General features: G+C 59.6%; 32 protein-coding genes. 10 read left to right on the top strand and 22 right to left on the bottom strand.

Annotated elements, in window-relative coordinates:
* The first annotated feature begins 30 nt into the window (after positions 1–30).
* Positions 31–957, top strand: coding sequence for an AraC family transcriptional regulator (locus AACU78_RS23010; protein WP_106577976.1), 927 nt, complete (start codon positions 31–33; stop codon positions 955–957).
* Here the strand turns inward: AACU78_RS23010 and AACU78_RS23015 are convergent.
* Positions 923–2,113, bottom strand: a complete 1,191-nt coding sequence (locus tag AACU78_RS23015) for an MFS transporter (RefSeq protein WP_106577977.1) — start codon at positions 2,111–2,113, stop codon at positions 923–925. The genes AACU78_RS23010 and AACU78_RS23015 overlap by 35 nt on opposite strands.
* A 233-nt stretch (positions 2,114–2,346) precedes the next feature.
* Here AACU78_RS23015 and AACU78_RS23020 point away from each other — a divergent pair, with 233 nt between their 5' ends.
* Together AACU78_RS23020 and AACU78_RS23025 are read left to right on the top strand one after the other, a co-directional pair.
* The gene (locus AACU78_RS23020) at positions 2,347–2,958 is read left to right on the top strand and encodes an FMN-dependent NADH-azoreductase (protein WP_106577978.1); all 612 of its coding nucleotides are present in this window, start codon (positions 2,347–2,349) and stop codon (positions 2,956–2,958) included.
* A gap of 240 nt (positions 2,959–3,198) precedes the next feature.
* A complete protein-coding gene (locus AACU78_RS23025; RefSeq protein WP_106577979.1) occupies positions 3,199–4,236 on the top strand; it encodes an alpha/beta hydrolase family protein in 1,038 nt (345 codons plus the stop codon).
* Here the strand turns inward: AACU78_RS23025 and AACU78_RS23030 are convergent.
* The 4 genes from AACU78_RS23030 to AACU78_RS23045 form a co-directional block, all read right to left on the bottom strand.
* On the bottom strand, positions 4,230–5,405 hold the full coding sequence (locus AACU78_RS23030) for an MFS transporter (protein ID WP_106577980.1): 1,176 nt from the start codon (positions 5,403–5,405) through the stop codon (positions 4,230–4,232). The two genes, AACU78_RS23025 and AACU78_RS23030, sit on opposite strands and share 7 nt — an antisense overlap.
* A gap of 293 nt (positions 5,406–5,698) precedes the next feature.
* A complete protein-coding gene (locus AACU78_RS23035; protein ID WP_106577981.1) occupies positions 5,699–7,285 on the bottom strand; it encodes an ABC-F family ATPase in 1,587 nt (528 codons plus the stop codon).
* 20 nt (positions 7,286–7,305) lie between these two features.
* Positions 7,306–8,499, bottom strand: a complete 1,194-nt coding sequence (locus tag AACU78_RS23040; RefSeq protein ID WP_106577982.1) for a tyrosine-type recombinase/integrase — start codon at positions 8,497–8,499, stop codon at positions 7,306–7,308.
* Between the two features lie 187 nt (positions 8,500–8,686).
* Positions 8,687–8,908, bottom strand: coding sequence for a hypothetical protein (locus AACU78_RS23045; RefSeq protein ID WP_106577983.1), 222 nt, complete (start codon positions 8,906–8,908; stop codon positions 8,687–8,689).
* Positions 8,909–9,164: 256 nt separating this feature from the next.
* On the opposite strand from AACU78_RS23045, the gene AACU78_RS23050 reads away from it, so the two are divergent.
* Entirely contained in the window at positions 9,165–9,413 is a 249-nt protein-coding gene (locus tag AACU78_RS23050) for a hypothetical protein (protein WP_250212143.1), read from the top strand.
* A 35-nt stretch (positions 9,414–9,448) separates the two neighbouring features.
* On the opposite strand, the gene AACU78_RS23055 is transcribed toward AACU78_RS23050, so the two are convergent.
* Both AACU78_RS23055 and AACU78_RS23060 read right to left on the bottom strand, forming a co-directional pair.
* The gene (locus AACU78_RS23055) at positions 9,449–10,819 is read right to left on the bottom strand and encodes a DNA-methyltransferase (RefSeq protein ID WP_106577984.1); all 1,371 of its coding nucleotides are present in this window, start codon (positions 10,817–10,819) and stop codon (positions 9,449–9,451) included.
* A gap of 49 nt (positions 10,820–10,868) precedes the next feature.
* Positions 10,869–11,195: a hypothetical protein gene (locus tag AACU78_RS23060; protein ID WP_106577985.1), complete on the bottom strand. Its 327-nt coding sequence runs from the start codon at positions 11,193–11,195 to the stop codon at positions 10,869–10,871.
* A 151-nt stretch (positions 11,196–11,346) separates the two neighbouring features.
* On the opposite strand from AACU78_RS23060, the gene AACU78_RS23065 reads away from it, so the two are divergent.
* The gene (locus tag AACU78_RS23065; RefSeq protein ID WP_106577986.1) at positions 11,347–11,661 is read left to right on the top strand and encodes a hypothetical protein; all 315 of its coding nucleotides are present in this window, start codon (positions 11,347–11,349) and stop codon (positions 11,659–11,661) included.
* Positions 11,662–11,786: 125 nt separating this feature from the next.
* Positions 11,787–11,984, top strand: a complete 198-nt coding sequence (locus tag AACU78_RS23070; RefSeq protein WP_106577987.1) for a hypothetical protein — start codon at positions 11,787–11,789, stop codon at positions 11,982–11,984.
* 56 nt (positions 11,985–12,040) lie between these two features.
* Here AACU78_RS23070 and AACU78_RS23075 read toward each other — a convergent pair whose 3' ends face one another.
* Both AACU78_RS23075 and AACU78_RS23080 read right to left on the bottom strand, forming a co-directional pair.
* Positions 12,041–12,757 carry a hypothetical protein gene (locus AACU78_RS23075; RefSeq protein ID WP_106577988.1) on the bottom strand — a complete coding sequence of 239 codons (717 nt, stop codon included), beginning with the start codon at positions 12,755–12,757 and terminating at the stop codon, positions 12,041–12,043.
* Positions 12,754–13,065, bottom strand: coding sequence for a DUF4406 domain-containing protein (locus AACU78_RS23080; RefSeq protein WP_106577989.1), 312 nt, complete (start codon positions 13,063–13,065; stop codon positions 12,754–12,756). Before AACU78_RS23080 ends, AACU78_RS23075 begins: the two co-directional genes overlap by 4 nt.
* A gap of 70 nt (positions 13,066–13,135) precedes the next feature.
* On the opposite strand from AACU78_RS23080, the gene AACU78_RS23085 reads away from it, so the two are divergent.
* A complete protein-coding gene (locus AACU78_RS23085; RefSeq protein ID WP_106577990.1) occupies positions 13,136–13,366 on the top strand; it encodes a hypothetical protein in 231 nt (76 codons plus the stop codon).
* Here AACU78_RS23085 and AACU78_RS23090 read toward each other — a convergent pair.
* Complete coding sequence (locus AACU78_RS23090; RefSeq protein WP_106577991.1) at positions 13,363–15,504, bottom strand: DNA cytosine methyltransferase; 2,142 nt, start codon at positions 15,502–15,504, stop codon at positions 13,363–13,365. The two genes, AACU78_RS23085 and AACU78_RS23090, sit on opposite strands and share 4 nt — an antisense overlap.
* A gap of 363 nt (positions 15,505–15,867) precedes the next feature.
* On the opposite strand from AACU78_RS23090, the gene AACU78_RS23095 reads away from it, so the two are divergent.
* Both AACU78_RS23095 and AACU78_RS23100 read left to right on the top strand, forming a co-directional pair.
* The gene (locus AACU78_RS23095; protein ID WP_106577992.1) at positions 15,868–16,095 is read left to right on the top strand and encodes a hypothetical protein; all 228 of its coding nucleotides are present in this window, start codon (positions 15,868–15,870) and stop codon (positions 16,093–16,095) included.
* A 91-nt stretch (positions 16,096–16,186) separates the two neighbouring features.
* Positions 16,187–16,444: a hypothetical protein gene (locus tag AACU78_RS23100; protein WP_106577993.1), complete on the top strand. Its 258-nt coding sequence runs from the start codon at positions 16,187–16,189 to the stop codon at positions 16,442–16,444.
* Here the strand turns inward: AACU78_RS23100 and yejK are convergent.
* Positions 16,441–17,466, bottom strand: coding sequence for a nucleoid-associated protein YejK (gene yejK, locus AACU78_RS23105; protein WP_106577994.1), 1,026 nt, complete (start codon positions 17,464–17,466; stop codon positions 16,441–16,443). The two genes, AACU78_RS23100 and yejK, sit on opposite strands and share 4 nt — an antisense overlap.
* Before the next feature lie 106 nt (positions 17,467–17,572).
* Here yejK and AACU78_RS23110 point away from each other — a divergent pair, with 106 nt between their 5' ends.
* Positions 17,573–17,983: a hypothetical protein gene (locus AACU78_RS23110; RefSeq protein WP_106577995.1), complete on the top strand. Its 411-nt coding sequence runs from the start codon at positions 17,573–17,575 to the stop codon at positions 17,981–17,983.
* Here the strand turns inward: AACU78_RS23110 and AACU78_RS23115 are convergent.
* From AACU78_RS23115 to AACU78_RS23165, 11 genes are all read right to left on the bottom strand, one after another.
* Complete coding sequence (locus AACU78_RS23115) at positions 17,955–18,311, bottom strand: hypothetical protein (protein ID WP_106577996.1); 357 nt, start codon at positions 18,309–18,311, stop codon at positions 17,955–17,957. The genes AACU78_RS23110 and AACU78_RS23115 overlap by 29 nt on opposite strands.
* Before the next feature lie 69 nt (positions 18,312–18,380).
* Positions 18,381–18,851, bottom strand: a complete 471-nt coding sequence (locus AACU78_RS23120) for a hypothetical protein (protein WP_106577997.1) — start codon at positions 18,849–18,851, stop codon at positions 18,381–18,383.
* Positions 18,848–19,090, bottom strand: coding sequence for a hypothetical protein (locus AACU78_RS23125; RefSeq protein WP_106577998.1), 243 nt, complete (start codon positions 19,088–19,090; stop codon positions 18,848–18,850). The genes AACU78_RS23120 and AACU78_RS23125 overlap by 4 nt, the downstream gene beginning before the upstream one ends.
* Positions 19,087–20,712: a YqaJ viral recombinase family protein gene (locus tag AACU78_RS23130; protein ID WP_106577999.1), complete on the bottom strand. Its 1,626-nt coding sequence runs from the start codon at positions 20,710–20,712 to the stop codon at positions 19,087–19,089. The genes AACU78_RS23125 and AACU78_RS23130 overlap by 4 nt, the downstream gene beginning before the upstream one ends.
* The gene (gene bet, locus AACU78_RS23135; RefSeq protein WP_099235312.1) at positions 20,709–21,515 is read right to left on the bottom strand and encodes a phage recombination protein Bet; all 807 of its coding nucleotides are present in this window, start codon (positions 21,513–21,515) and stop codon (positions 20,709–20,711) included. Before bet ends, AACU78_RS23130 begins: the two co-directional genes overlap by 4 nt.
* A gap of 168 nt (positions 21,516–21,683) precedes the next feature.
* Positions 21,684–21,878, bottom strand: a complete 195-nt coding sequence (locus AACU78_RS23140; RefSeq protein WP_106578000.1) for a hypothetical protein — start codon at positions 21,876–21,878, stop codon at positions 21,684–21,686.
* Positions 21,875–22,066 carry a hypothetical protein gene (locus tag AACU78_RS23145; RefSeq protein WP_106578001.1) on the bottom strand — a complete coding sequence of 64 codons (192 nt, stop codon included), beginning with the start codon at positions 22,064–22,066 and terminating at the stop codon, positions 21,875–21,877. The genes AACU78_RS23140 and AACU78_RS23145 overlap by 4 nt, the downstream gene beginning before the upstream one ends.
* Positions 22,063–22,500, bottom strand: coding sequence for a hypothetical protein (locus AACU78_RS23150; protein ID WP_106578002.1), 438 nt, complete (start codon positions 22,498–22,500; stop codon positions 22,063–22,065). Before AACU78_RS23150 ends, AACU78_RS23145 begins: the two co-directional genes overlap by 4 nt.
* A gap of 22 nt (positions 22,501–22,522) precedes the next feature.
* Positions 22,523–22,855 carry a hypothetical protein gene (locus tag AACU78_RS23155; RefSeq protein WP_106578003.1) on the bottom strand — a complete coding sequence of 111 codons (333 nt, stop codon included), beginning with the start codon at positions 22,853–22,855 and terminating at the stop codon, positions 22,523–22,525.
* 760 nt (positions 22,856–23,615) lie between these two features.
* Complete coding sequence (locus AACU78_RS23160; RefSeq protein WP_106578005.1) at positions 23,616–24,401, bottom strand: hypothetical protein; 786 nt, start codon at positions 24,399–24,401, stop codon at positions 23,616–23,618.
* 693 nt (positions 24,402–25,094) lie between these two features.
* The gene (locus AACU78_RS23165) at positions 25,095–25,346 is read right to left on the bottom strand and encodes a DUF1654 domain-containing protein (protein ID WP_106578006.1); all 252 of its coding nucleotides are present in this window, start codon (positions 25,344–25,346) and stop codon (positions 25,095–25,097) included.
* Positions 25,347–25,434: the final 88 nt, after the last annotated feature.

The raw sequence follows: 25,434 nt of genomic DNA on the forward strand, positions 1-25,434 counted from the left end.
ACGTGCGGTTTTCGCCAGGAGCCTTTCACCATGGGCCGTACTCAACGAATCATCGAGCTGATGGGCACCCTGGCGCCTGTCGAAGGCTATAACCTGACCGCGTTGGATGATGTGCGCTTTTTGCGTTCCAACCGGCCCTTGCATCGAGTACCAGTGCTCTACGATCCCGGCATTGTGATTGTCTGCCAGGGGTGCAAGCGTGGCTTTCTGGGGGAAGACATTTACCTGTACGACGCGCAGCATTACCTGGTGGTCTCGGTACCCGTGCCGTTCACCATGGAAACCGAGGCCAGCGAAGAGGAGCCCATGCTGGCGGTGTACCTGCGGCTGGATTTTACCCTCGCCGCCGAATGGATGGTGGCGCTGGATGACTTCCCTGACCTGGTTGAGGCCAAGCCCCGCGGCATGTATTCATCGCCCATGGATGAGCCGCTCAGCGAGTCGTTGCTGCGTTTTCTCGAAGTGATGCGTGTGCCGATGGACGCGCAGCTCCTCGGCCCGTCGCTGGTGCGCGAAATCTACTACCGCATCCTCACGGGTGCGCAGGGCGGCTCGATGCGCGCTGCACTTAACCAGCAGGGCCAGTTCGGCAAGGTCGCGCGGGCGATCCGCAAAATTCACGGCTGCTACCACCAGCACCTGGACGTGGAGGCCCTGGCGGCGGAAGCCGTGATGAGCGTGCCAAGTTTTCATGCGCACTTTCGCACGGTCACGGGCACCTCACCGATGCAATACCTCAAGTCCACGCGCCTGCACCAGGCGCGCTTATTGATGTTGCGCAACGACATCACCGCCGCCACGGCGTGTGCCAGGGTCGGCTATGAAAGCGCTTCGCAGTTCAGCCGCGAGTTCAAACGCTTTTTCGGGCGCACGCCGCAGGCAGAGGTCCAGTGGATGAAGCGCACCTACGCGTTGCCGGCGCCTACGTCGGCGTCGCTTTATGTGTCGTCCCACTGAACAGGGTCATCAGCAAGGCCAGCCCGGCAAAGGCCGCGCCGGTGAGGGCCTGACCCTGCCAGCCGTAGTGCTGCGAGGCGAAAGCGCCCGCCGCCGAGCCCAGGGCGCCGCCGATAAAGTAGACCACCATGAACACGGTGTTCAGGCGGCTGGTGGCTGAGGGTTCCAGCGTCAATACGCGGGTCTGGTTGGCCAGTTGGTTGGTCCGGTTACCCAGGTCGAGGAAGGTGGCCGCGATCAGGATGGGCCACCACCAGCCGCTCAGCCCAAGGCTGTAGATCAGGATAAACGCCACCAGCACCGTGGTGATGCCGGCGCGCTCGAGCAAGCGCCCATGGCGCCGGGTTTGTTGGCCGATGGTCGAGGCGCAGAGAATGCCGACAATGGCCGAGAGCCCCACCAGGCCTGCCTGGGCACTCGAAAAGCCATACGGCGGCAAGGCCAGCAAGGCGGCCATCGAGCCCCAGAACACATTCAATGCACCAAATACCAGGGCGCCCTTGAGCGCCGACTGGCGCAGGGTCGGATATTGCCTGGCCAAACCCCAGAGGGATTTGAGCAAGGCGCCATACGCGAGTTTGCTGGTGGAGATCGACACCGGCATGCGCGTCAGAATTGCCATAAACAGCAGTACATCCAGCGCCGCGGCCACGGCAAACATGCCGCGCCAGCCCAGCCAGCCGCTGACCACGCCGCTGACGGTCCTGGCCAGCAAGCCACCGGCCGACAGGCCGCTGACCATCAGGCCCAGCACCGCGCCTTTCTGTTCGAGGGTACTGAGGTCGGAAGCGGCGGGAATGATCACCTGCGCGCTGATCCCCGACAGCCCCAGCAGCCCGCTCGCCACCAGCAGCCAGGTGTAAGACGGCGCTGTGGCCGAGGCCAGCAGGCTGATGAAGTTCAGGCACAGCACGGCCAGGATCAGGGTGCGTCGGCTGATCCGGTCGCCCAGCGGCACGAACAGCAGCAGGCCACAGGCATAACCGAGCTGCGTGAGCATCGCGATCTGCCCGACGTGCGCGGTAGACACCGCAAAGGTGTCGGCAATCAGCGGCAGCATGGCCTGGTTGTAGTAAATCGTGGCGACCGAAAACCCGCAGCAGATGGCTAGGATCAGGGTCAGGCTCTTGGTCAGGACGGGAGAGGGTGGGTGCATGGCGTGGCCGGTGGCTGTCGGATCTGCCGGCGAGAATGAAGCCAAGCGCGGGCGAAATCCAGTGCGTCATCGCATCAGGCAATAACCTTGTTGGATTGAATGTTGGCGCTTTATCGATTGTCCTGCTGGCAGGACGAACAATCGCATTTAAGCTGTCTAATCGTTTATTGGGTTCATGTGTAGGATCAACCTCATTCGATCGCCTAGCCGCGATCCTCACTTGGAGATCCCGCATGAAACTGTTGCATATCGATTCCAGCATCCTCGGCGACAACTCGGCTTCGCGTCAGCTCAGCGCTGGTGTGGTCAAGGCCTGGCAAGCGGCTGAGCCGGGTGTGGAAGTGACTTACCGTGACTTGGCAAGCGAAGGCATCAGCCACTTTTCGGGCCTGACCCTGGGCGCCCTGGGCACCGCGGCTGAACTGCGCGACGCGGTACAACAGCACGAGGCTGAGCTGAGCGCGTCGTCCCTGGCTGAATTCATCGCCGCCGACGCTGTGGTGATCGGCGCGCCGATGTACAACTTCTCGGTGCCGTCCCAGCTCAAGGCCTGGATCGACCGCATCGCCGTCGCCGGCCAGACGTTCCGTTACACCGAAGCCGGCCCTGAAGGCCTGTGCGGTGGCAAGAAGCTGATCATCGTCTCGACTGCGGGCGGTCTGCACGCCGGTCAGGCAAGCAACGTCGGCCACGAAGACTATTTGAAACTGGTGTTTGGCTTCCTTGGCATCACCGACATCGAGTTCGTCCGCGCCCAAGGCCTGGCCTACGGTGAAGAAGTACGCAGCAAAGCCCTGAGCGACGCCAACGCTGTCATCAACGAACAATTGTTCGCCGCCGCGTAAGGCTTGTGTAAATTTCGCGTCTGCTCGGTTCCAATCTGAAGCCGGGCGCCTAAACTCTGTATTCTGATCGCCTCAAACGACCGGAATACGGAGTTTTTTCGTTTACCCGCTGTCACTACTTTGGCCCAGGTTATGCACGCATGGGTTTATCACCCGGTGTGAGCGCCTTGAACCATGGACTTTTCATATAGATCTGCCGCGGGTGTTGAACGTGGTCGCGCAGCAAAGGTGGACATCCCCATGATGCGTCTTTGTGCTGTTTTGGTTCTCTCCCTGCTCGGTGGCCTGATTTCAGTGCACGCCGCCCCAGCGCCGCACCCGCATTGGAGTGTGGGCTTCCATCGCATGACCTTTCTCGACCCGCTGGACCTGCAGCCGATGAAAGCCATCGCGTTTTATCCGTCGACCGACGATGAGCACAGCACTGCGTTGGGCGCCTATCACGTCGCCGCCACCGAAGACTCCAAGGTCGCCATCGGCCGCTTTCCGATGCTGATGCTGTCCCACGGCAACACCGGTACGCCACTGGCCCTGCACGACCTGGCCACGTCTTTGGCACGCAAGGGGTTTGTCGTGGTGGCCGTGTTGCACCCTGGCGACAACTACAAGGATCACAGCCGCCTGGGCACCGTGAGTAACCTGTACGGCCGGCCGATTCAGATCTCCGAAGCGATCACCGCCACCCTCGGCGATCCGATGCTGTCGCCGTTCGTCAACGTCGATCAGGTGGGCGTGATCGGTTACTCCGCCGGCGGCGAAACCGCGTTGATCCTGGCCGGCGCCAAGCCGGACTTCGACCGCCTGCGCCGTTATTGCCAGGAGCGCCCGGAAGACCGCGACGCATGCACCACCAAAGGCGAACTGGTGGTGGATCGCGACGACTTGCAGCCACAGGCCGACCCGCGCATTCATGCCTTGATGCTGATGGCGCCGTTGAGCCTGATGTTTGGCCGCCATACCCTGGCGGATGTGCATGTGCCCGTGCTGCTTTACAGCGGCGACGGCGACAAATTGGTGGCAGTGGACAAGAACGCCGCTGCGCTGGCGCGCAAACTGCCGGAGCCGCCGGATTTCAAACTGTTGGCGGGCGCCGGGCATTTCGTGTTCATGGCGCCGTGTGACAGCGACCAATTGGTGGCGATGCCGGCGATCTGCACCGATGCCGATGGCGTCGACCGCGAAGGCATCCACCGCGACCTGATTTCAGAAGCGGGGCGCTTCTTCTCCCACACGCTGGGCCAAGCGACCCGCGCCGGTATGCAGACCGCCGATCAGTAAGCGCGGCGTTTGAGCAGCACGGTCAGCCCCAGCGCCGTGACCGATAGCAGCGCGGCGCAAAAGAATATCCAGCCGTAGCCCAGGTTCAGGGCCACGGCGCCCATCAATGGCCCGGCAATCGCCAGGGCCAGATCAAAAAACACCGCATACGCACTCAAGCCGGCGCCACGGCTGCTATTGGGCACTTGCTTGATGGCTTCGACGCCCAACGCCGGGTACACCAGCGACAAGCCAAAACCCGTGAGCCCGGCACCGATCAACGCAACCCCGGTTGAGGGCGCCAGCCACAGCAGCGTCAGGCCCAGGGTTTCAATGGTCATGCAGGCAATCGCTGCACTGAACCCGCCAAAACGGCTGATGGCAGAGATGAACACCAGGCGCGACAGGATAAAACACACGCCAAATACCGTCAGGCAATACGCTGCCCCGGCCCAGCCGCGATTGAGGTAATACAGGGTAATAAAGGTGGTCAGCGTGCCATAGCCAATCGACGCCAGGCACAGGCTGGTGCCAAACGGCGCAATGCGCCCGAACACCGCCCAAAAGGGCAGCCGTTCGCCGCGTACCACGGGCACCGAAGGCTTATTGCGGATCAGCACCAGACCCAACGCCGCCAGCACCGTCAAGGCGATGCCAAGGCTGGTGTAGCCATAATCCGCCACCATCACCACGCCCAGCGGCGCGCCAATCGCAATGGCGCCGTAGGAGGCAATGCCATTCCACGAAATCGAGCGCGCGGTGTGTTCAGCGCCCACCGCGCCCATGCACCAACTGATGGTGCCCACGCCAATCAGCCCTTGAGCCACGCCAAGCAACAGCCGGCCGACGATCAGGATGCCCAGGCTCAGCGCGGGCAGGCTCTCGATTAGCGTCGCGAAAAACGTCAGCACACCGCTGACCAGGATACCGGCCAGGCCCAGCACAATCGCCCGCTTGGTGCCGACGTTATCGGACATGCGCCCAGCCATGGGCCGGCTGAGCAGGGTGGCCAGGTACTGCGAACCGATGGTGATCCCGGCCACCACCGCGCTGAAACCCAGGTTTTCATGCACATAGCCCGGGATTACCGCGATCGGCAGGCCGATGCAGATAAAGGCGATGAAGGTGTAGAAGACGATGGAGACGATCTGCAGGGTGATCGACAGTGAAGTGGGGGCGGTGGCAGGCATGGTCACTCGTTCGCGGGCGGGCGGTGACGGCATGATGGCAAGGGCGTGGGGGAAAAGGAAGCAGGCTAACTAGTTTGTTTGATGGCTGGGTTTATTATGGTGAGCGGGCTGCTTGTGGCGAGCAGGCTTGCCCTGCGTTGGGCTGCGCAGCAGCCCCAATAAAAAACACCGCGTTCTGCCAGGCAGAACGCGGTGTCTGATTTTAGGGCCGCTTCGCAGCCCAACGCAGGGCAAGCCTGCTCGCCACAACAAGCCAGCTCACAGGGCAAGCCAGCTCACTACAGTGGCGTTACTTAGAACACCACGCCTTGGCTGCGCAGGTAGTCGTCATAGGTGCCGCTGAAGTCGATCACGCCGTTGGCGCTCAACTCGATGATGCGGGTGGCCAGGGACGATACGAACTCACGGTCGTGGCTGACGAAGATCAGCGTGCCCGGGTAGTTTTCCAGCGCCAGGTTCAGCGCTTCGATGGATTCCATGTCCAAGTGGTTGGTCGGTTCGTCCATGATCAGCACGTTCGGCTTTTGCAGGATCAGCTTGCCGAACAACATGCGGCCTTGCTCACCACCGGAAATCACCTTGACCGACTTGAGGATCTCGTCGTTGGAGAACAGCATGCGGCCCAAAGTACCGCGAATCATTTGTTCGCCTTGCGTCCACTGACCCATCCAGTCGAACAGGGTGACGTCGTCTTCGAAGTCGTGCGCGTGGTCCTGAGCGTAGTAGCCCAGTTCGGCAGCGTCGGTCCACTTGATGCTGCCGGCGTCCGGGGTCAACTCATTGACCAGGGTGCGCAGCAGGGTGGTCTTGCCGATACCGTTCGGGCCGATGATCGCAACACGCTCGCCTGCTTCAACCTGGAAGCTGAAGTCTTTGAACAACGGCTTGCCGTCGAAACCCTTGGCCATTTTTTCGACCATCACGGCCTGGCGGTGCAGCTTCTTGTTCTGATCGAAACGGATGAACGGGCTCACACGGCTCGAAGGCTTTACCTCGGCCAGCTGGATCTTGTCGATCGCCTTGGCACGCGAAGTGGCCTGTTTGGCTTTGGAGGCGTTGGCCGAGAAGCGGCTGACGAACGATTGCAGCTCGGAGATCTGGGCTTTCTTCTTGGCGTTGTCCGACAGCAGTTGCTCGCGGGACTGGGTTGCCACGGTCATGTACTCGTCGTAGTTGCCCGGGAACAGGCGCAGCTCGCCGTAGTCCAGGTCAGCCATGTGGGTGCACACGCTGTTCAGGAAGTGACGGTCGTGAGAGATGATGATCATCAGGCTGGAGCGCTGGGTCAGGATGTTTTCCAGCCAGCGGATGGTGTTGATGTCCAAGTGGTTGGTCGGTTCGTCGAGCAACAGCACTTCAGGGTCGGAGAACAACGCCTGGGCCAGCAATACGCGCAGTTTCCAGCCTGGGGACACTTCGCTCATCGGGCCGAAGTGTTGCTCCAGCGGAATACCCAGGCCCAGCAGCAGCTCGCCGGCGCGGGATTCGGCGGTGTAGCCGTCCATTTCGGCGAATTCGGTTTCCAGCTCGGCCACGGCCATGCCGTCGTCTTCGCTCATTTCCGGCAGCGAGTAGATGCGGTCGCGCTCAGCCTTGACCTTCCACAGCTCTTCGTGGCCCATGATCACGGTGTCGAGCACTGTGAATTCTTCGTAGGCGAACTGGTCCTGGCGCAGTTTACCCAGGCGTACGTTCGGCTCGAGCATGACCTGGCCGCCGGACGGGTCAAGGTCGCCGCCAAGGATTTTCATGAAGGTCGACTTGCCGCAACCGTTGGCACCGATCAAACCATAACGGTTGCCGGCGCCGAATTTGACCGAGACATTCTCGAAGAGCGGCTTGGCGCCGAACTGCATGGTGATGTTAGCTGTGGAGATCAATTACTTTACCTATCAATAGCTTAGGGTGCGCTTATTTGAGCTGGGACCAATTTGGGACCAATCTGGAGCTTTTCCATTTCGCTCCAGTCCGAGCTTGAGTTGATCCAACGCGCATAAGTCGAGAGCAGCATCTGCACACTATGGCCGAGCTGCTGGGAGATGAAGGCGGGGTTCATGCCAGACATAATGCATATTGTCGCATAGGTGTGACGACAGTTGTATGGCGGCCGACGACGGATATTCAGAGCGTTCAAAGTCGGAATCCACTGCTTGTGCAGGTCAGATGTCTGTTTCACGTACTCCGAGTTCTTTGACGGCGGGAAAATGAAGGGCGTTTCCAGCACTTTCCCTTTGCCTTTTTTCCGACGCTCCGCGTACTCCCTGGCAAATTGCAGGGCGTGCATGGCCCGGTCATTCAACAAAACGAATCGGTCTCCGCCGGTTTTCGTGCGCTCCACCACTTCCCCCAAGGCGATCCCGCGACATACGTGGGCCGTCCTCTTCTCTTCGTCAGCCGCATCCCAGCGCATCGCCAGGGCTTCGGATAGGCGCATCCCCGTAAAAAAAACAAACTCAAAAAATGCCGCATAGATCGTACTGGGCCAGTGACTGTGCTCGTACATTTTGGCGATGATCTGGTTTGCCTCGTCTAGGGTGAACGGGTCGATTTCCTTCTTAATACGCTTGGGCAGCTCCAGGATCGCCGCCGGGTTCTTTGGGATCAACTCCTCAGACACAGCGGAGTTCAGTATTGTCGACAGCTTCGAGATCGCGTTGCGCTTCACCCCTGGCGACTTCCACTCCCTGGAAGCCATAACCCGGCGGAGCAGCGTGGTGGTGATCAGGTCGATCCGCACCAGGGCCAGCCCAGGCATCCAGTACCTGTTTAGCGCTCCCTTGTAATTCCCCTTCGTGCCGGCCACTACCTCGCGGCTATCCAGCCAGAGCTGAGCGTACTCGCCGAAGTTGATCTTCCCGCCGGCGACGTTGCTGGAACTGGGGAATAGCTCGGCGTACTTGTCGTCGTCGAGCAACCCCAGCTTGATCAGCCCCTTTACCTGATCAACAACCTGTGAGGCTGATTTGATTCCTTTCTGTGTCGCGGGATAGGGGAGCGTTTCACTGCGCCGGCTGCCGTTCCGCATAAACCGGATGCGGATCGATCCGTGGTGGAGGTCCATTCCTGCGGGCAGACCCACTGACTTTCGAGCCATTCGTAATATCTCCTGATGCTGTAGATGATCCTGCTGCCATGCTTATTCCAGACGCCAAGAGGTATCTGGTTCCTGGCTCGCTTTGAGCGCAGCGCCGCAATGGTGGTGCCGAGGATTTCGGCCATTTGCGCCTCGGGAACCTTGTCACCGGTGACGCCATCGTTGAGTTGTTCTGCCGCTGACATATCTACCTCCCGCTGGCCGCCGTGGGCCGCGCTGTCTTGATGAAGTGAATGACCACGCTGAAGGTGATCAGCATCCAGCCGCAGGCGCCGGCGAAGGCGTAGAGGATGTCGGCCGTTCCGCCGTCCGCCAGAAGGCGTGGGGCGATCCAAAAGAGCCAGCCGCCGCTGCCGACGAGGTACAGCAAAGTGCCCAGCAGGATCAGGGTGACTTTGAATGCGAACATGTGGTGTCCTTGCCGCGCTGGGCGGCTATCGGATTTTTTGATAGTGATTGTTATTTGGGAGTATCTTTGCCACGCTCACTCAGAAGGGAACGCTCTTTACCGGCCCACGGATGGCGAGGCTGAACCTTCTGGGTGAGCACCTCGCCCGCCGCTCACCGACAGGCCCGTAGGGGAATGTAGTGATGGCGTTTTGCTGATATTTAAAATGCGTGAGGTTTTGTGTACAAAAGGGGCTCAACTAAGTTCGTGATGAGGCATGGACGTGTCACACAACTTCGATGCACCAATAGCGCACGCCTATCGCTGCCACGTAATGTTCCTCAAGTTCGACTGGCGCCGCCCGAACGATGATTCTCCTGTTGCTGCCAAGATCATCGAGCCGGCACTCATTGATGGCTTAGGTGAGGTTGCTGCTGAGTTGAAGGGGCCGTGGCCTGACTACCCGGCAGCGCTGGGTGATGCGATGGCGGCCGCAGAGCGTTGGGTAGACAGCCAGTTGCCCTGATGCCGCTCACCGCCAGGCATTTAGGGGGATTGGGGTTAGGCTGTTGCGAACAGATCGAGTTGGTCTGATTCGACCTTCTGCTCTTGCTGCCGGAGTACTTCGAATTCGATGCGTGCTCGGGCGATCGCCGCGTACTGCTCGTCAATCTCGCAGCCGATGAACTCGAAGCCCTCGCGCATTGCTGCTTTGCCGGTGCTGCCCGACCCCATGAATGGGTCCAGCGCTACACCGCCGGGCGGTGTCACCAGTCGAAGCAGGTATGCCATCAGGTCGGTAGGTTTGACGGTTGGGTGGTTGTTGCCTTTCGTTTCAGTCGTCTCGACCTTTCGCAGGGTGGTGCCCATCTTGAACTGAGGTCCTGGGTTGACCATCCCTTCGTGCCGATCGGTGCGACTGGTCTTTGCGCAGTAGAAGAAGCGGGCAGCGCTGCCGGTATCCAGCCGACGATCGCCGGGCTTCATCTGAAAACCAACGATACCGCCATTCTCGCTGCCTGCACTCGCCTCCGTCGCTCGCCCTCGCTTCATCCTGCCGTAGCAGTTTTGTCCGGCCCGCTGTGTGTCGCTGGTGCTGGCAGCGGCGAGCTGACCAGGTGCGTCAGGGAACATGGCCAGTACGGCATCACTTCCGTCATGTATCAGATTCGCCGGCCATCTACCCAAGCGGCTGGCCTTGTCGACGTTGGCGGTAACTTTTTTGCCGTGGGCCGCTACGTGTTCTGTGTCATGCATCCAGGGTCTCACCCAGCCTTCCGGCTTAGATACTTTCCCGCTCTCATCTCCGCCGCCGAGTCGCTCGCCCGTAGGGTCAACACGGCAAGCATCAATGTTCAGGGCGCCGGTACCGTGCTCGGCAACGTTCGATGCGACCGTTCCAGAGAATGGTTTGCGCGCCATGCAGATTGGTTCGTGCGCTGGCTTCAGTGCGGTACCCCATCCAGCGCGATCGCCCTTCAGGTTGTGCGACTTCGGGAAGCCTGAGCCAAACACCCACATGATCTGGTCGCGGATCTCAAACCCGGCCATTTCAATTCCAACCGCCATATGGTGGTAAGTGCGTGCCGCCGCGAACGAGAGCAGGTGACCGCCCGGCTTGAGCACTCGCAGGCATTCGGTTGCCCACTCCAGCGTGAAGGCCTGGAAAGCGCGCATGCCTTCGGGTGTCAGGTCATACTTGCCGGCCTCGGCGGCCACTGACCTGTGACCACCATTCGGACCGCAGGTCGAAGCGTGTGAAGGCATGCTGGCTCGGTAAGCGGCTCGAGCCTCGATGTCTTCGCCATCCCAGCTCTTGCCCATGAAGCGAATACCGTAGGGCGGATCGGTGACCACGCTGTCAATACTGTTATCCGGAAGCGTCCGCATCGACTCAATGCAGTCGCCGATCAAAACGCGATGTTCTTTCATGGCCTCGGCCCCTTGTAGATGAAGACGTAGGCGAACCAGAGGGTGGCGATCATGGCGTCACCCGGCGTGCCCACCAGCAAACCGGGCCATCGTCCGTGTCGTGAATGGCCAGGCAGAACCAGCCTTCGCCATCAGGCCGATCCGGTTCCCAGTAGCTGCAGTCCGGGTCGCCTGCTTCGAAATAGCGCTCAGAGACCGCTTCGTCGCTGTGGTATTCGAGGCTTACCATCTTCACCTGCAAGCCCTGTGTAGCGATCCAGGCCTTGCACTTATCACCGTCGCCCTCGTCGAAATCGGGCATATCGGGGTGAGCGAACATGCCGTATTCGTCGCGCACGACCGGGGCTGGCAGGATCAATTTGATTTCTTCAGGCATGACTTCGTCCTTGCCGCTATAGCGGCTGATTGTGAGGGGGAGGGATTAGTTAATGACCTTTGGTCGGATATGCGGAACCTTCGGCGCCACGCGTAGCTATCCACCGGCGTTGGTGTAATCTTGAGCGACACACATCTAATGAGGCCGGACCATGCGTACCCGCGGTCAGATCTACTGGAATTGGGCTGATCCTGAATTGCATTGCCGCAATCACGATGAGCGTCTTCCATCTGGCATCTTGCTGAACATCCAAGTCCGACTGTCAAAGACCAATCAGACCCAGTTATTCGTTGGTGTTTACGGACAGACTGGAATGATGATTTTTGAAGATAGTTTTCTTGATCGCCCGGCGCAGACCATGTCTCAGGCTCTGGTCTGGGGCTTGGATTTTGCTCGCGAGAGAGCTACGCAGTCCGTACCCAACCTTGCTTCTCCCCCAAAAGAGCGACGTCAAAGGTCGTTCTAGCTTCGAATTCAACCGCTTATCAGCTGATGTGGATCTTTGGAGCGAGTGACTTGTCACTCTTTTGGATCCCAAATTAATCAGATCCGTTATGAGGCCCACTTGGATGAGCCTTTGAGGAAAGCGGTATGGAAGACGTTCGATTCAAATACCACGAGCTGCTCGTAGAACTCGATGCCGCCACTAGCAAAATGATGATGTTGGTGTCGGCTGGGCAGATGACCGGGCCGGAGTGGCTCGAGTCTGCTCAGAAGCATCATTACGCCTATGAGGCTTGGAAAGATTTTCTAAGGACTGCCCCGGCAGCTTCGGAAAGTCGCCATTAGTCAGCAGGCGATGTCTTGAAATATGCACGTTTCGCGAGAGGAGTACGGATGTACTCCTATCGGGATTTGGCTGACTCGGCCGTCTTTGCCTGCCGCGCCTTGAAGCGCTCGTAAGGCCCGCCGGGCAGCGATGCAATCTCGTTGGCCGCCTTGATCAGTAGATCGCCCAGGGCTTTCTGTGCCTTCGGTGTGAATGCCTTGAAGCGTGTGCCCGGCGGGTAATAGGCGGCGTATGCCAGGCGAGCGCAAAGCGTCGAGGCTTCGTCGAGGCCGCTACTTCGACCGTACCCGATTAGGGTTTCGCGATCCTCCAGAATGGGCACCACCGATACCGGAGCGAACTGCTCGACGCCAAACGCCAGATACGCCACCCACAGGCCCTGCACATACTCGTCGGCGTAACCCGTGCGATCATCGCCTCGGGCCAGGGATCGACCATCGAGGAAGCCGTAGACCGGGTGCTTGGTTGCCATCACCCATTTTTCAAAGCGCTCGCGCTTGCCTTCTGGTTGTTCGGTATGGCGAGGGGACAGCAGGTCAATCTGCTCATCCGCTGCGGTCAGGTGCTGTTGCAGTTCTTTCTCCCGGCGTTCAGCGGCAACGCAGCGCTCGGCAGCAGTAAGAAAGCATTGCACGGCGCTGTCGTAGTTTTCAGCGAGAACAAAGAGCCGGCCCTCGCTGGCGTGGATGATCTCGAATTCGGCGGGAGAGCAAGGTCTTGCTTGTGCCTCCCCTCCGAACGCCCCGATGTACCACTTCTTCACTTCGCTCATACAGCCTCCAGCGCTACCAGATCATGGGCATTCACAACCGTCATGCCGAGGCGTTCGGCGATCAGGACTTCCAGTCGGGCACCCTTTGAATGCTCCCAGCCGGGCAGGGTGGCCACGGTGTCGCAGTCCATCAGTGCGGAAATGTCGCGGCGCATGCAGTCGTTCCAGGTGCCGCCGTCGGGGTTGATCTCGGCGGGGTTGGTGACGGTGTGGCCACCGGCGCGCAGGTTGGTGGTCATGGCGTGGAAGGCCGCGAAGTTGAGGCCGGGCAGGCCGGTCATGGGGCCACTGAGGTAAATCTTTTTCACGGGGAGTCCTTGACGGGCCATGCCCGGGGTGTGGTGCTACGATGGCCCCTTCCTCTAAATGGGCTGGACCATGACTAAGCACGATATTTACGATGAGATTGAAGGCTTTCAGGTTTGGAACTACATGGAATGCGACAAGGACGAGGAAGGCCGGGAGACCTGGCGTATCAACGTCGAGGTGAAGCGCGATGGTGAGGTGGTGGTGCCGGTTGTTGCGGGTGACCGAACCTATGTTGACCGTGGACTGGCGCAGGTTGCCGGGCGTGAGGTCGGGGCCCGGTTGATTGCCGAGGGCGTTTAAGCAGCAACGGCCTGACGCTCAGCCACACGCCACGGGTCATTGGCCCGAGCCAGCGCAGCCATCGGCGGCGGGCTGACGCTGTTGCCGCACATGTGCACCTGCTGGGTCTTGGTGAACGGCTTGCCGTCAGCACCGTGGCTGATGATGTAGTCGGCGGGGAAGCCCTGGGCCTTGTACAGCTCGGACGGCTTCAGCATCCGGAGGCAGATGTCGACGATTACGTAGGGCGTGCCCTTAACCATCACGGTGACCATGGCCAGGCGATCCTTGGTGGTGATGGTCGGCGCCGGCGAGTCGCATGCGCTGATGTTCTCCGTGCCGTAGTAGCTGATCAGGAAGGCGGCAACGCGCAGGGCGCCGGCTTCGTGTTCAGGCGACAGGGTGAGCGACACCAAGGAACTCTTACCGCCGCCACCGGCGGTGATCGTCGGCGCGGGTTCTTCCAGACCCTGGCCAACGCTGCCGCCAAATGCCCGTTCCATGAACGCGCTGACCAACCCGTGGTGCTGGCCGCCGGCGCTGATGGTGTGCAGCGGATCATTTACATCCCGTGCATCGCAGTTGCCGCGCATGTGCACCAGGTTAGCTGCAACCAATGCGTGGTGTTGACCGGTGGTCACCGTCGGCACTGGCCCGGCAAGATCGCTGGGAGCATGGCCCGTGGTGTTCGTAATTAAAGTCGCGCTGACCAACTGCTGCTGGCTGCCAGTGTTTGTCACCGTGGTCATCGGTTCTTCGATGCTCTTGGCGACCGTGGTGTTGAAGCCGCCATTCATCTGGGCCATGAACACCGTGGATATGCCCATGGCGTGGGCTGCGCCGGCCGGGCGCTGATAGTTGCCACCGCTGGTGATGGTTGGCAGTGGCTCGTCCAGCGCCTTGCCCGCGTCGTCGAAGCGGAACTTCACCAGGTGCGCCGCTGCGATCGCGCGGTGGTTCTGGGTCGTGACCGTACCGGTCGGCTGGTCGACGCTCACCGGCTTGCCGGAATACTCCGGGCCGCCGGCCCCAACCATCAACGGGCTGATCAGTGTCAGCTCGCCGCGATTCGCGCACGTTACCGTGGGCAGCGGCTGAAGCGGGTCATTGATGCGATCGCTGCCCTGGTGCGTTGCCGGCGCGATGATTGGACTCACCACCGAGAAGGCGCCGCCCTTTGGGTAGGAGGTGATGGTGCGCAGCGGCTCGCCGGCTGACTGCACCGATTCGCCCGACCAGTTCGCGATCGGGACAATGAACGGCGCAGGGTTGTCGATGACGAACTTCTTCATGCCCTTGCGGATACGGCTCAGGGTGGCCTCGGCCAGGTCTTTCTTGCGCCCGAAGATGCTCTTGCCCAGGTCGGAGAAATCGATACAGTCGGCGGCGGTCTTCCACTTTTGCTGACCCTTGGCCGGGTTCTTGGCGTGGGTCGCCTCCGGCCACACAATCGGCTGGCCGTCGCACCGAGCGATCATGAACAGACGTTCCCGGCTGGTCGGCGCGCCGAAGTCGCAGGCCTTGATGACTTTCCACTCCACGACATAGCCCATGCCCTCGAGCAGGGCCACGAAGCGGCGCCAGGTGCGGCCGCGCTGCTTCGGGTCGGGTATCAGGAACTGCTGGCCCACCGGCACAACCTCACCAGGCGCCGCAACGTCGCCGCCGAGTTTCACCACCCGGCCGGTGGCCTTGTCGCGCTTGGCGACCAAGCGGCCCCACTGCAGGATCTGCTTCACGTTCTCCAGGCTGATCACCCGGGGCCGTTTCATGCCTGCCCACTTGAGGCCGATCCACGAAAGGTTGCGGATCTCGCGCTTGCGCGGCTGACCCCCGGCGGCTTGGCTGTGGTGGGTGCAGTCCGGCGACATGTGGAACCAGCCGACGGCCTTGCCGCCGCACTCGGTGTCCGGATCACCCTTGAACACGTCGGTGGTGAAGTGCCGGGCGCCAGGGTGATTGACTGTGTGCATGCTGATCGCTTGCGGGCTGTGGTTCTTCGCCACGTTCACCGTGCGGCCCAGGCCAATCTCCAGCCCGGTACCGGCTCCGCCACCACCGCAGAAAAAATCGACAACGATCTCATCGTCCTGAGGGTTGAAGCCGAGTAAGTATTGGGTTTTGAAATCGAAGAGGTGTTTCTTCTTTTGTGCGGACATGGAGTAACCTCGCTGAACTAAGCTATTCATTCTTGAAGAAGTTAGAGATGAGCAATTCGCGCTCACGAACGGGGTATGGTGTGAGATGGATTTTGAGAATTACGAGCCCAGGCAGCGAGGTTTTCTACAGCGAAGCAAAAAGTGGTGACGGCAATCGGCGCCTTTGCATCGATCCTAGGCACGCAGAACGTTTCGAGAGCCGATCCGATATGGAATCGGCAATCATCTACTTTCAGCTCTTATGGGAATTCAGACGTCATCAGTACGATGCTGCAGAGCTCGATCAGCTAGGCGATCAAGTTGGCTTGATTCGTTGATATGGGGTATTGGGGTTAAAGGTACAGGGTTAGATCAAGGAATGGCATGAACGAAGCGCAGCTTAATTTAATGGAGAAAACGTTATGGATAGTTGGTTGGCTTGCGCTGGTCTTGGGGCTGCTGATCCTTGTACTTGGAATCTCCAGTAAAATAGATCTGGAGGACATCTCCAACATCCACAAGGACGCCTTGGTCTTTTGGCCTCCATTCATAATCGGCGTTATCGCACTATGGAGTCGCGCCTTTATCAGAGCTGGTCGTCGATCAGCTTAAGGCGGCCCCTACTCTGTGACCAGTGGTCCCAATTTAGTCCATGTTGGGGTATTACGGGTGACCGGCATGGAGCCGGATCAAGGAGAATCAGATGGCTACCGATTTCACAAAGGGCCGATATAACGTCTACGCGGGCCGAGGCCCAATAGCACCGCTGATTGGTCGTATCGACGAGGACGAGTTCGTGCGAAACAATTCCGGAGAGCTTCTATATCGGATTGATGGTGACGAGGTCTATACAGCCGGGGCGACCGCCAAATATTTAGGCCGTATCTCGGAGACGGAAGGAGGTCGCGCGATGGTTGTCGATGACAACCATTTTGCTCATTTAGCCATCGTCCCCGACTAACACCGTCCAGAAAGTTGGAGAGAGGCGCGTTTAAGTTGTTCGGTGAGCTGAGTCGGCAGCCCGCGCAGCGTCAGCGTGCCGCCGGCTTCGTCGAACTCGATCTTGTCGCCCAGCAGGTGCGCCTCGAAGCTGATCGACATGCCCTCGGCCCGGCCAGTGAAGCGCCGGAATTTGTTGAGCGTCTTCTTGTCCGGCGGCAGGGTCTCGGAAAGCCCGTAGTCCTTGGCCTTGATGAAGTCGTAGAAGTTCTTCGGCTGATCGTCGTCAATCAACTCCGACAGCTCGGCAAGGGTGATCGGCTCGCCCAGCTTGGCCTGGGCCATGGAGTAGCTGACCAGGGTGTTGGTCTTCTCCCGCGCCGATTCCTCGCCAAGATCCTCGCTTTCAACAAAGTCGCTGAACGCCTTCAGCAGCGTCCGGGTCTCGCCCGGTCCGTCGATCCCTTCCTGGCAGCCAATGAAGTCGCGGAAGTACTCGCTGAACTTCCGACCCTGCTTGCCCTTGATGTACGAGATGTACTGCTTCGACAGTGGGTTGTTCTTCCATTCGCTGATATTGATCCGCGCAGCCAGGCGGATGTGGTCCAGGTCCAGGCGCCTCACTGTCATCAGGTGGAGTTCTTCGGTCATGGTCACCGCTTCTGTTTCCTGCACCAGGGCGATGACCAGGTAATCGGTCATACCTTGCTGGTAATGGCAGAAGAGCGCGTGCCCACCGGTGGAAAGGTTCGATTCTTCCATCAGCTTGGCCAGGTGTTCCGCCGCGGTGGTGCTGAACTCCAAGAAGGTGGAGCCGCCAGCCAAATATTCGCTGAGCCAGCTGCTCAGGGGGAAGGCGCCCGAAGCGGCGTGAAAGAACCCCCAGGCCTTGCCTGCGGTGGCGTTGTAGTTTTCGTTGAACTGCTGCATCAGGTCGTCACGGGCGCCGCTATCCAGCTGCTCGTCGCTGGCGAGATGCAGAACGGCCGGGCTCCCGACGGGCTTCTTGTCGATCTTGTGGATGATGCTGTGGCGGATGGGCATTGCGTTTACCTCAGGTAGGCGCCGCCCTCCGTGACCGGTGGTGGCAATTTGGGTTGGGTTGGAGTATTACGGGGTGACCGGCATGGAGCCGGATCAAGGAGCGGTTATGCTGACAATCCAAGAAGTTGTGGTAGGCAACGTGGCGATTTTAGATGCGGCAGACCTTTTAAATGATGCACGTGTACATCATGACCACGAGGGAGATGTAGGCAGTAAACGCCCATTTCTCTGCGTGAAGGTTGACGAGGGTATTTGCTACTGGGTGCATGTTACAAAGCAGTTCAAGACTGAACGGCTTTGCATTGATCAGTGGAAAATCCCAGGCTCTCCCGAATGGATGTCTACTAACCAATATATCAATGATGCTCGCAAGATTTTCTGGGGGCCTGTTCAGGCATTTGTCGATGCTTCAAAAATCGAGCTGCCGTACAAGCCTCATGTGCGTCCATCAGTCACTCTCGCAGGCGTTGATAAAGTCATCGCCGAGATTAGTAGCTTTGATCCGGATTGGGGTTGATATTAGGATGCCCTAGTATTTCATCACCTGAGTCACGCTTGAGTTCGCGCAAGCTTTCGTTATGGAAGTGATGCGCCACGTCTTCACTAATAACAATTTCGTGGCGCGGATAACGCAAGAACTCCAACAGCTCGTCGTCGCCCATCAAGTCCATCTTCATGATAGCGATCTGCAGGACCTCGCTGATGATCGGCACCTGGCCGCGAAGCCGAATACGGTCCATGGCCTGCTCGATACCCGGCCTGACCTTGTGCCGCAATTCCTTCTCGGCGACTGCCAGGCGCTTCTGCGCAGCCTTGGCCGACCGTTCCTGTACTGATTTGGCCATGGCCTACCTCTTCTATTCCGCTGGCCTGCAGTGCGAGCCAGGTTTGACGTTTGCGTTGCTGGGTGCGGGCTATGCGGCGCATGAATCGACCTTGACCTGATGCCAGGCACCGACGGTTTCGAAGATCCGCGCGGCGTGCGCCTCGTCCAGCGACAGGGCCTCGGGAATGGCGATCCAGCCCGAAGCCACCATCTGGCTTTGATTGGCCTCGTCGCGCAGCTTCTTGTAGCAATGCTCGATCACGTCTTCCAGATGGTCGGAGAGGTAGACGCCATCGGGTGCAACCTCCACTGACTTGCTGTAGCGGTCGCCGCGGGCGTCGATGCAAAGCGCGCTGAGATAGATCGTCCAGCGGTGGGGGATACCGCAGACGGCCTGGCCAATCTTCCCTGGTGCGATGTTCTTCAGCGATTTGTAATTGATCATGCCCTGTCGGCCGCTGGGGTCGATGTTGACCACTGCGACGTGGTTGGATGCCAGCAGCGAGCGGCACGACCGGGCGATGCGCGCCTGCAGGTTATGCGGCTTGCGTTTGCTCATAAAGCCTCCGCAAGTTTGCGCAGCGCCTTACGCTCGTCCCGCGTGATGGGGGGCTTGCGACGCTTGAGGATGGTTGTCGGGTCGATGAATTCCGAACGCTTTGCCGGCTCTGGATTGATCGCCGGGCTCTCGCCGATTGTGATCTTCCCGCCGGCGGCCAAGTGCCGGCGAACCTGACTGGAAAGCTCCAGCGCCTTCTCGCGCCGGAACTCGATATCTGATCTGAGGTTGCTGATCATGCTGCCGCCTTGCCGAGTGTCACCCCAGCCATGCTGAAGTTTGCACCCTGCGCTGCGACCATCGAGTCGAGCGCTTCCCAGTTCACCAGAAGCAGCGTGATCGGCGCCTGACCATATGCCACCGCTTTTATCAGTGCCTCGAAGTCCGTCACGTTGGCCTGCAGCGCTACCTGCTCCACCGTGTTGCTCGGCACAGGCTTTGTGGCCTGGCCGACGGGCGCCGCCTTGACCGGAGCGGTGCGGACAGGCTCTGGTGTCGCCACCTTCTCCACGACAGGCTCTGGCTTGATGGTTGCCAGCCGCTGGGCTTCCTGCTCTTCGGCGATGCGCTTCGCTTCGGCCTTTATCTTCTCCGCCTTCTGGTGTTCGGAGATTCGGAATTTGATCAGCGTCACCAGGTCATCATTGGCCTTGGTCACCAGCTGCTGCACGTCGTTGAACAGGAAGGCGTAATCAACGGCGAGCTCCGCCAGACTGGTCAGGTTCAAGCGAATACTGTCCGCTGCCTGACTTGCATCGATCTTCGCCCGGGCCAGCTCGGTATCTACCGCGTCCTGAAGGCTGGCGATGGTGCGCTTGTTCTTCATGGCGCCGGCGAAGTCTGAAACAACATGAGGCAGTGTGACTTGGCCCAGCGTCTTGTTGATTGCAGCGATGTGATCTGCCAGTGCCAGTTCGGCCTTTTGCTTGATGTTGGTCTTCACCAGCAGCTCTTGAGCCTTCACCAGCTTGTCGACTTTCAGGCGAGTCTCGCGAGCATGGGCACTGATGCGATCCAGCGATGAAAACAACTCATCGATGCTTTGGGTTTGCGACAGGGCCTGTTTCTTGGCGACGGCGACAGCCTCTTCAACATCGCCGCACCATTTGACTGCCTTCTTCGCATCAGCGAAGTCCTGGTCGGTGGAGAGTGTGGTTTTCACCGAATCGATGACGGCCAGGGCCGAGTCTTCAAATACCTTCAGGTTGCTGGCAGTGACCATGCCGGTCAGCTCGATGCGTAGGGCTGGCAGCTCATCAGGTGCCTTGCCGACGACGATTGAAGGAGCGTCGGCCATCTCGAAGTTGGCCAGGTCTGCCTCGAACTGTTTCCATCCTTCGATCAACTGGGCCGCGCGGCCGGCGACGGGCCGGTACTCCATGTGCACGAAGTTCTCCGGCGTGCCGTCCGAGCAAACAAAGATCACCCGCTCAGCGCCGCTGACCAAGAGTTGCTGCTCAAGCTGCCAGTAGTAGTGCGGAGCCAGTTCGCCGGCTTTCACCTGGGCCACAACCGACTCATTCCACAGCTTGTGTTCGAACAGGGTCTCGCCGAGCATCGTGGCGCCGTCCATGGAAGCCAGCAGGTTGCCCTCGGTCGCGACGATCGGATACAACTCTTCGCCGATCAACGCTTCAGTCAGTGGGCGGGCCAGGGCTTCAGTAGCGTGGCCCTTGTCGAAGATGAACTGCTGAGACGGCGTGACATCGGGCGTGATGCCGGTCTTTTTGGCTGCCAGCAGGTCTGTGCGGGTTTGGTACTTCGAGGCGCCCATCATTGCCGGGGCTTCGGAGGCGGTGCGGAACTTAGCGCGAAGGGTAAGCCACTCGGCGGAGCCTTGAGCTACGTTGTGAATTTTCATGCTGAATCTCCATCGAGGGCTTTGAGGTTGGTGATTTTTTCAATCTGCGCCGGGCTCAGCGTGTACTTGCTGCTGATGGTCGCAATGAGGTGTTCGGGGCTGGTGCGGTTCGAGTCGATCAATGGCTGCCACCTCACGATGTTCTCGGTCAGCAGTTCGTCGGAGTAGGCGGGCAGCGCTTCCGGTTCAGGCTGGGCGTGCTGTCGTGGGCTGACATCGCGCGCCGGCTCCTCGAATGCTTTGCCTTCCATCTCGTCGGCCGTTGGCGCCGATCCAACTTCAGGGAAAGCTTTGCGCAGGGCCTGGGCCTCGGCGCACTTGGCGAGTTGGGCAAATGCTCGGCGCTTCCACATGGCGTTGGGCGCCGCGGTGTCCTTGCTCGACGTCGCGTAGTTTTCGAGCCAGCGTTCATTGGCCGTGTATTCGGCAACCAGGCCGTTGCTCATCTGCCGCTTGACCGTTACACGGCACCATTCGGGATACGTGACTTCTACGCCGCTCAACTTCGCCGTTACTGGAGGGCCATATTCCGGCTCGCTGATCCCTGCATATTGGCCGGTGCGAGCTGCCTGAATGCGGTACAGGCCGATGCCCGGCATCACCGTGTCCTGCATCTTTTTCGTCTTGGTGTTCCAGATCGGGACGATGTGGACCGGTTTCAACATTGGGTCCAGGTGAGCGGCCTGGCAGTAAGCCAACACCATCACGACTGAGTTTTTTTCTGCGCCGGGGTAGAGGCTGCTGCTCAGTACTTCAACGAGCGCGGCCTCCGACATCGCAGGCGTGTTGTCGTCCTGCTTCATTACTGCGGACATGGGGAATCCTTGCCGCGATGCTCGCAGCGATTGAAGGTGTTGGTTATTGAGTGATTCGATCAGCGAGGGCGCTGAGCAACATCAGGAAGGTGAAGAGGGCGAGGACAGGGAAGGAGCCGCGCCAGATGAGCAGGCGCCGGGTGCGCTGGCGGGTGGTCACGGCCGAACCCTCACCGCAATTCGACCGCCCTTCATGGTCGCCGCCAGGCGCTTTGGCAGGGAGGACACGGCACGCTCTCGCGGCTGGCCGATCACTTCATTGAAGGGGAGGCCGAAGCCCAGCATGATCAGCTTCGACTCAACGTCATCGAGCTGCTCATCAATCAGCGATTTAACCGGTGCGGTGGTCATGCAGCCTCCTTGCGCTGCCTGGTGATTTTCAGCAGGCGCTGGCAGTAGTGGTTGAATTCTTCGACGGTGATTGCGTCGCCGGTGAGCATGCTCGTGATCATCCGCGCCACGACGGCTTGGGCGCCGGGCTCGCTGCTGGGATGCTCAAGCGCTTCAAGTGCCTCATCGATCAGGATGTGCGGGCTCATACATCGGCATCCACGTCGTCTTCGCGCTCTTCCCGTTCCGCCGCTATCGCGTCTTCGGCATACGGCCTCAGGAGCGCTACAGCGATCTTCTCGACTGCTTCAATGGGCCGTTGCTGGCCCAGCAGGTCTGCGGCGTGAGACCGGGCATCGCTCTGGCTGCCGAGCATTGCCGAAAGCAGCAGGCGGGCAAACGAATCACGCTGGTCCAGGCCGTCGATTTGGCGCTGATTTAGGTGACCCTGCAGCACCGTGCAGAACCGGTCGAACGTCACGACCTGCAGCTGGCCGTAGCGGCGCTTCCACTTGATGTCGACGCCGCACACCAGGCGCTCCGCCGAATGCTCAAGCCAGTCCGTCACCTCGTCGCTCTCGCTGACCTCTGGAGGCAACTGAGCGTCGTAACGCTCCTGGCATATCTTCAATGCTGCGTTCATGGTCGCCTCCAAGGTGGCGTGATCAATTCAGGCCGCCATCGCTGGCGCCGTATTCCCAATCTGAAATTCCATCAAGCGGGTTTTCATCGTCCCAGTCCTTGTCAGCTCTGCGGCTGGCCGGCACACCGTGATACCTATCGGCACGGCCTGTAAGTCGATCCGCGTATTTGGCAATGTTGCTGCGCTTATTGCCGGGACTGGCTTTTTCCCAAAAGGCTTTGGTGGCACCGTACTTTTGCTTGCTGGCCTTGCATGACTTGGAGCAAAACTTGCCCCATCCGCGCTTTCGGTCGGCAACGCGTGCGGTGAATTTGCCCTCGCACCATGCGCAACTGACTTCAACTGTTGCGCACATGGCGACCTCCAGTGTTTGGGGTTAGGCGGAGACTGCGACCGGGACAGCTTCACGAAACCGCGATGGGCTCCAGTCGCAAGACTGGTCAGCAGGGATGTGGCCGAACATCGCGGTGCAGCGCTTGCAGTGCGCGCAGTCGCCGCAGGTCTTGCCCTCAGGCAGACTCATCTGGTCCGTGTTGTCCGCAGACCGTGGATATGGCGCTCGTTGCTCGGGCATGACTCTCTCCATTCGTTGGTTCACCTGTATTCGTCAACACTCATGCCTCCCGCTGGTTGCCGATGGGCGCGGGGTAGGAGTGCTGACGTAATAGAGGTGGGGAAGGGTGCCCAGGCCCGCTACTGGCGACGGCCTGGGTTTGCAGCGTCAAGTTGTCCTGGTGCGCTGGGGTGGCCTACCGGAGTTCCGGCCGATGCGCGGTGACATCGACGACCTACTATCCGCTGCCTGTAGGAGTGTTGGACGCAGCCTTCAGGCTTGCCACGCCGCGCGGGTAAATCGATGATCTACTTCATGGCCGTATCTCCTGTTGTTCGCTCACTGGGAAGGCAGTGGCCACCTATTGAGTCTGCATCGGAGATCGCTCGAATCTGTCTGGCGAGTAAACCGTCTTCGCCGCGTTGTTCGTCGCTCTGGCTCGGGTAAAGGTGGCCACCCTGCTATCTCGGGGCAGTCAGCCGAGCGATCTCCGATGCAGCCTGGTGCTGGGGAGTACCAGGGCATCGGGCAGTTAACGACAGGCTGTCGTGGCGCTGGTTGTTCAGTCGTAAAGCCCGTAGCTCAGGTCATCCGTATCGCAATCGATCAAAAGTATTGCGTTGCCGAAGTACAGGGCTGCCAACATGCGCTCCCACTTCGAATAAACCTGCATGTTGATGGCTAACTTTTTGTCATCCAGCTTTGCGCTGTAGACCTCGCCGAAGGCGATGGTTGGTTTCCACCGATCGCCGGTTTCACGTTCGCCTTTGATTCTCACGTGCAGAGCATGTTTCAGGCTGTAGTTGCTGCGTGAGGATGACGAGTAGTGGCTGCTCCGGTAACTGCCTTCTGGCTCCGGATCGAAGTAGATGTGAAGTGTTTTGAGTGAGTAGCTGCCGTCTCTTTCTTCAACACGGATTTCCGGGCGCTCCCATTGGCCTTCTGCTGCGCTGTCCTTGTGATGCTCGATGAATTCGTCGAGCAGGGCCTTCAGCGATACCTCGCCAGCTATCAGGCCCTCGCCGGTAAGCACCTCAGTGATCGACTTGTCCGCCTGCTCCAAGATGATTGCGCCCAGGCCAGCCGCTTCCCACCGCTGACGAAGCGCATTCGCCACGACTGCGTTGTAACGCTGAAGGTCGAACACGTCGGAGACGTTGGCCGGCAATGCAGCCTTGACAGCCTCCTTGATGGCTCCGCCGAAATCGCCGTAGGAGCGGAAGGTGTCGCTAACAACTTCTTTGAACAGCTTCTCGATACCCTCGTCGATCAGCTCGCGCGGGCGGTCTGACTGGGCGTATGCAGTGACGCGCTCGGCAAGCAGCGCTTGAAGGGTTTGTTCGCTCATTTGAGGCTCCGTGCTTGATCGGTTGTTTTCCCAATGCACCCGTCACCAGGTGCATCAGTGAAAATGCCCGTCATGCTTGCAGTGCATTCAGCTTCTGGCGGCAGTCCCGGACCTCTGCCATACAGTGGGTGGCTTTCGCTTTGTCACCGCTGCGCAGCGCTCGCTTGGCTCAGTGCGTCCAGTCGTCAATGAAGCCTTGAAGGTCGGCAGCGAGCGCTTGCTGGGTGCTGACAAACTGGCCTTTGTCGTTACGAATATTCATGGTCTTGCCCTCCGTTGATTTCCAATGCCGCCTCATAGAAGCGGCATCAGTAAATCTGTGGGTGTTTCATCTCCACCACGCGCATCGCCCGATTCATATCTCTGGCCGGCGTCACACATTTCGTGGACGGTGTTCTTCGCCGACCGGCTTGCGTGGTTTCGCGCACCCTCATGAGGAAGGTGCGGCCAGTTCCAGAGCTGGCGTGGAGATCGAATTTATTGCTCGCACTGTGCCCAATACTGGGGATCGATCTGCGAGGTTCCCGTGCTGTTAAAGAGCGGCGGGCTGTGAGGCCCTAACGAGTCCCCGTTGGGTGACTCGATGGATTAAATTTAAGCAAGCTGAAATCATGGTGTCAAGCATGCTGAATTAATAAATTCAGATTGCTGAAATTTATAGGCGATAAAAAGCCCGCTCATTGGCGGGCTCCGTTATGTGTCGCAGTACTCTCGCCAGCCGATCCTGACGGCGCCGTCATCCAAATGCTCGATCCTAATGCCGGCGGTGTCGCCGATATCCTGGATGACCTGGTGCCAGGCCTCGGGGCTTTCATCGTCGCGCCTGGATACTTCCACCAGCTGAATTCTCTGGACCCGGGGAGAGGTGATCAGACCTTGCAGGCGGCGTCCAACAAGCTCGTATGAGTTTCGTGGTTTTGATGTGGAGTAGGGTGCCTGGTTCATGCTTCGCTCCTTGCGAATACTGTATGAATACACAGTATTTGGACTGGCATATCTTGGCAATAGTGCGGCAGGAAGTTTCATGCATAAA

It is taken from the genome of Pseudomonas sp. R9.37, from assembly GCF_963878885.1.
In the GTDB taxonomy this organism is placed as follows: Bacteria; Pseudomonadota; Gammaproteobacteria; order Pseudomonadales; family Pseudomonadaceae; genus Aquipseudomonas.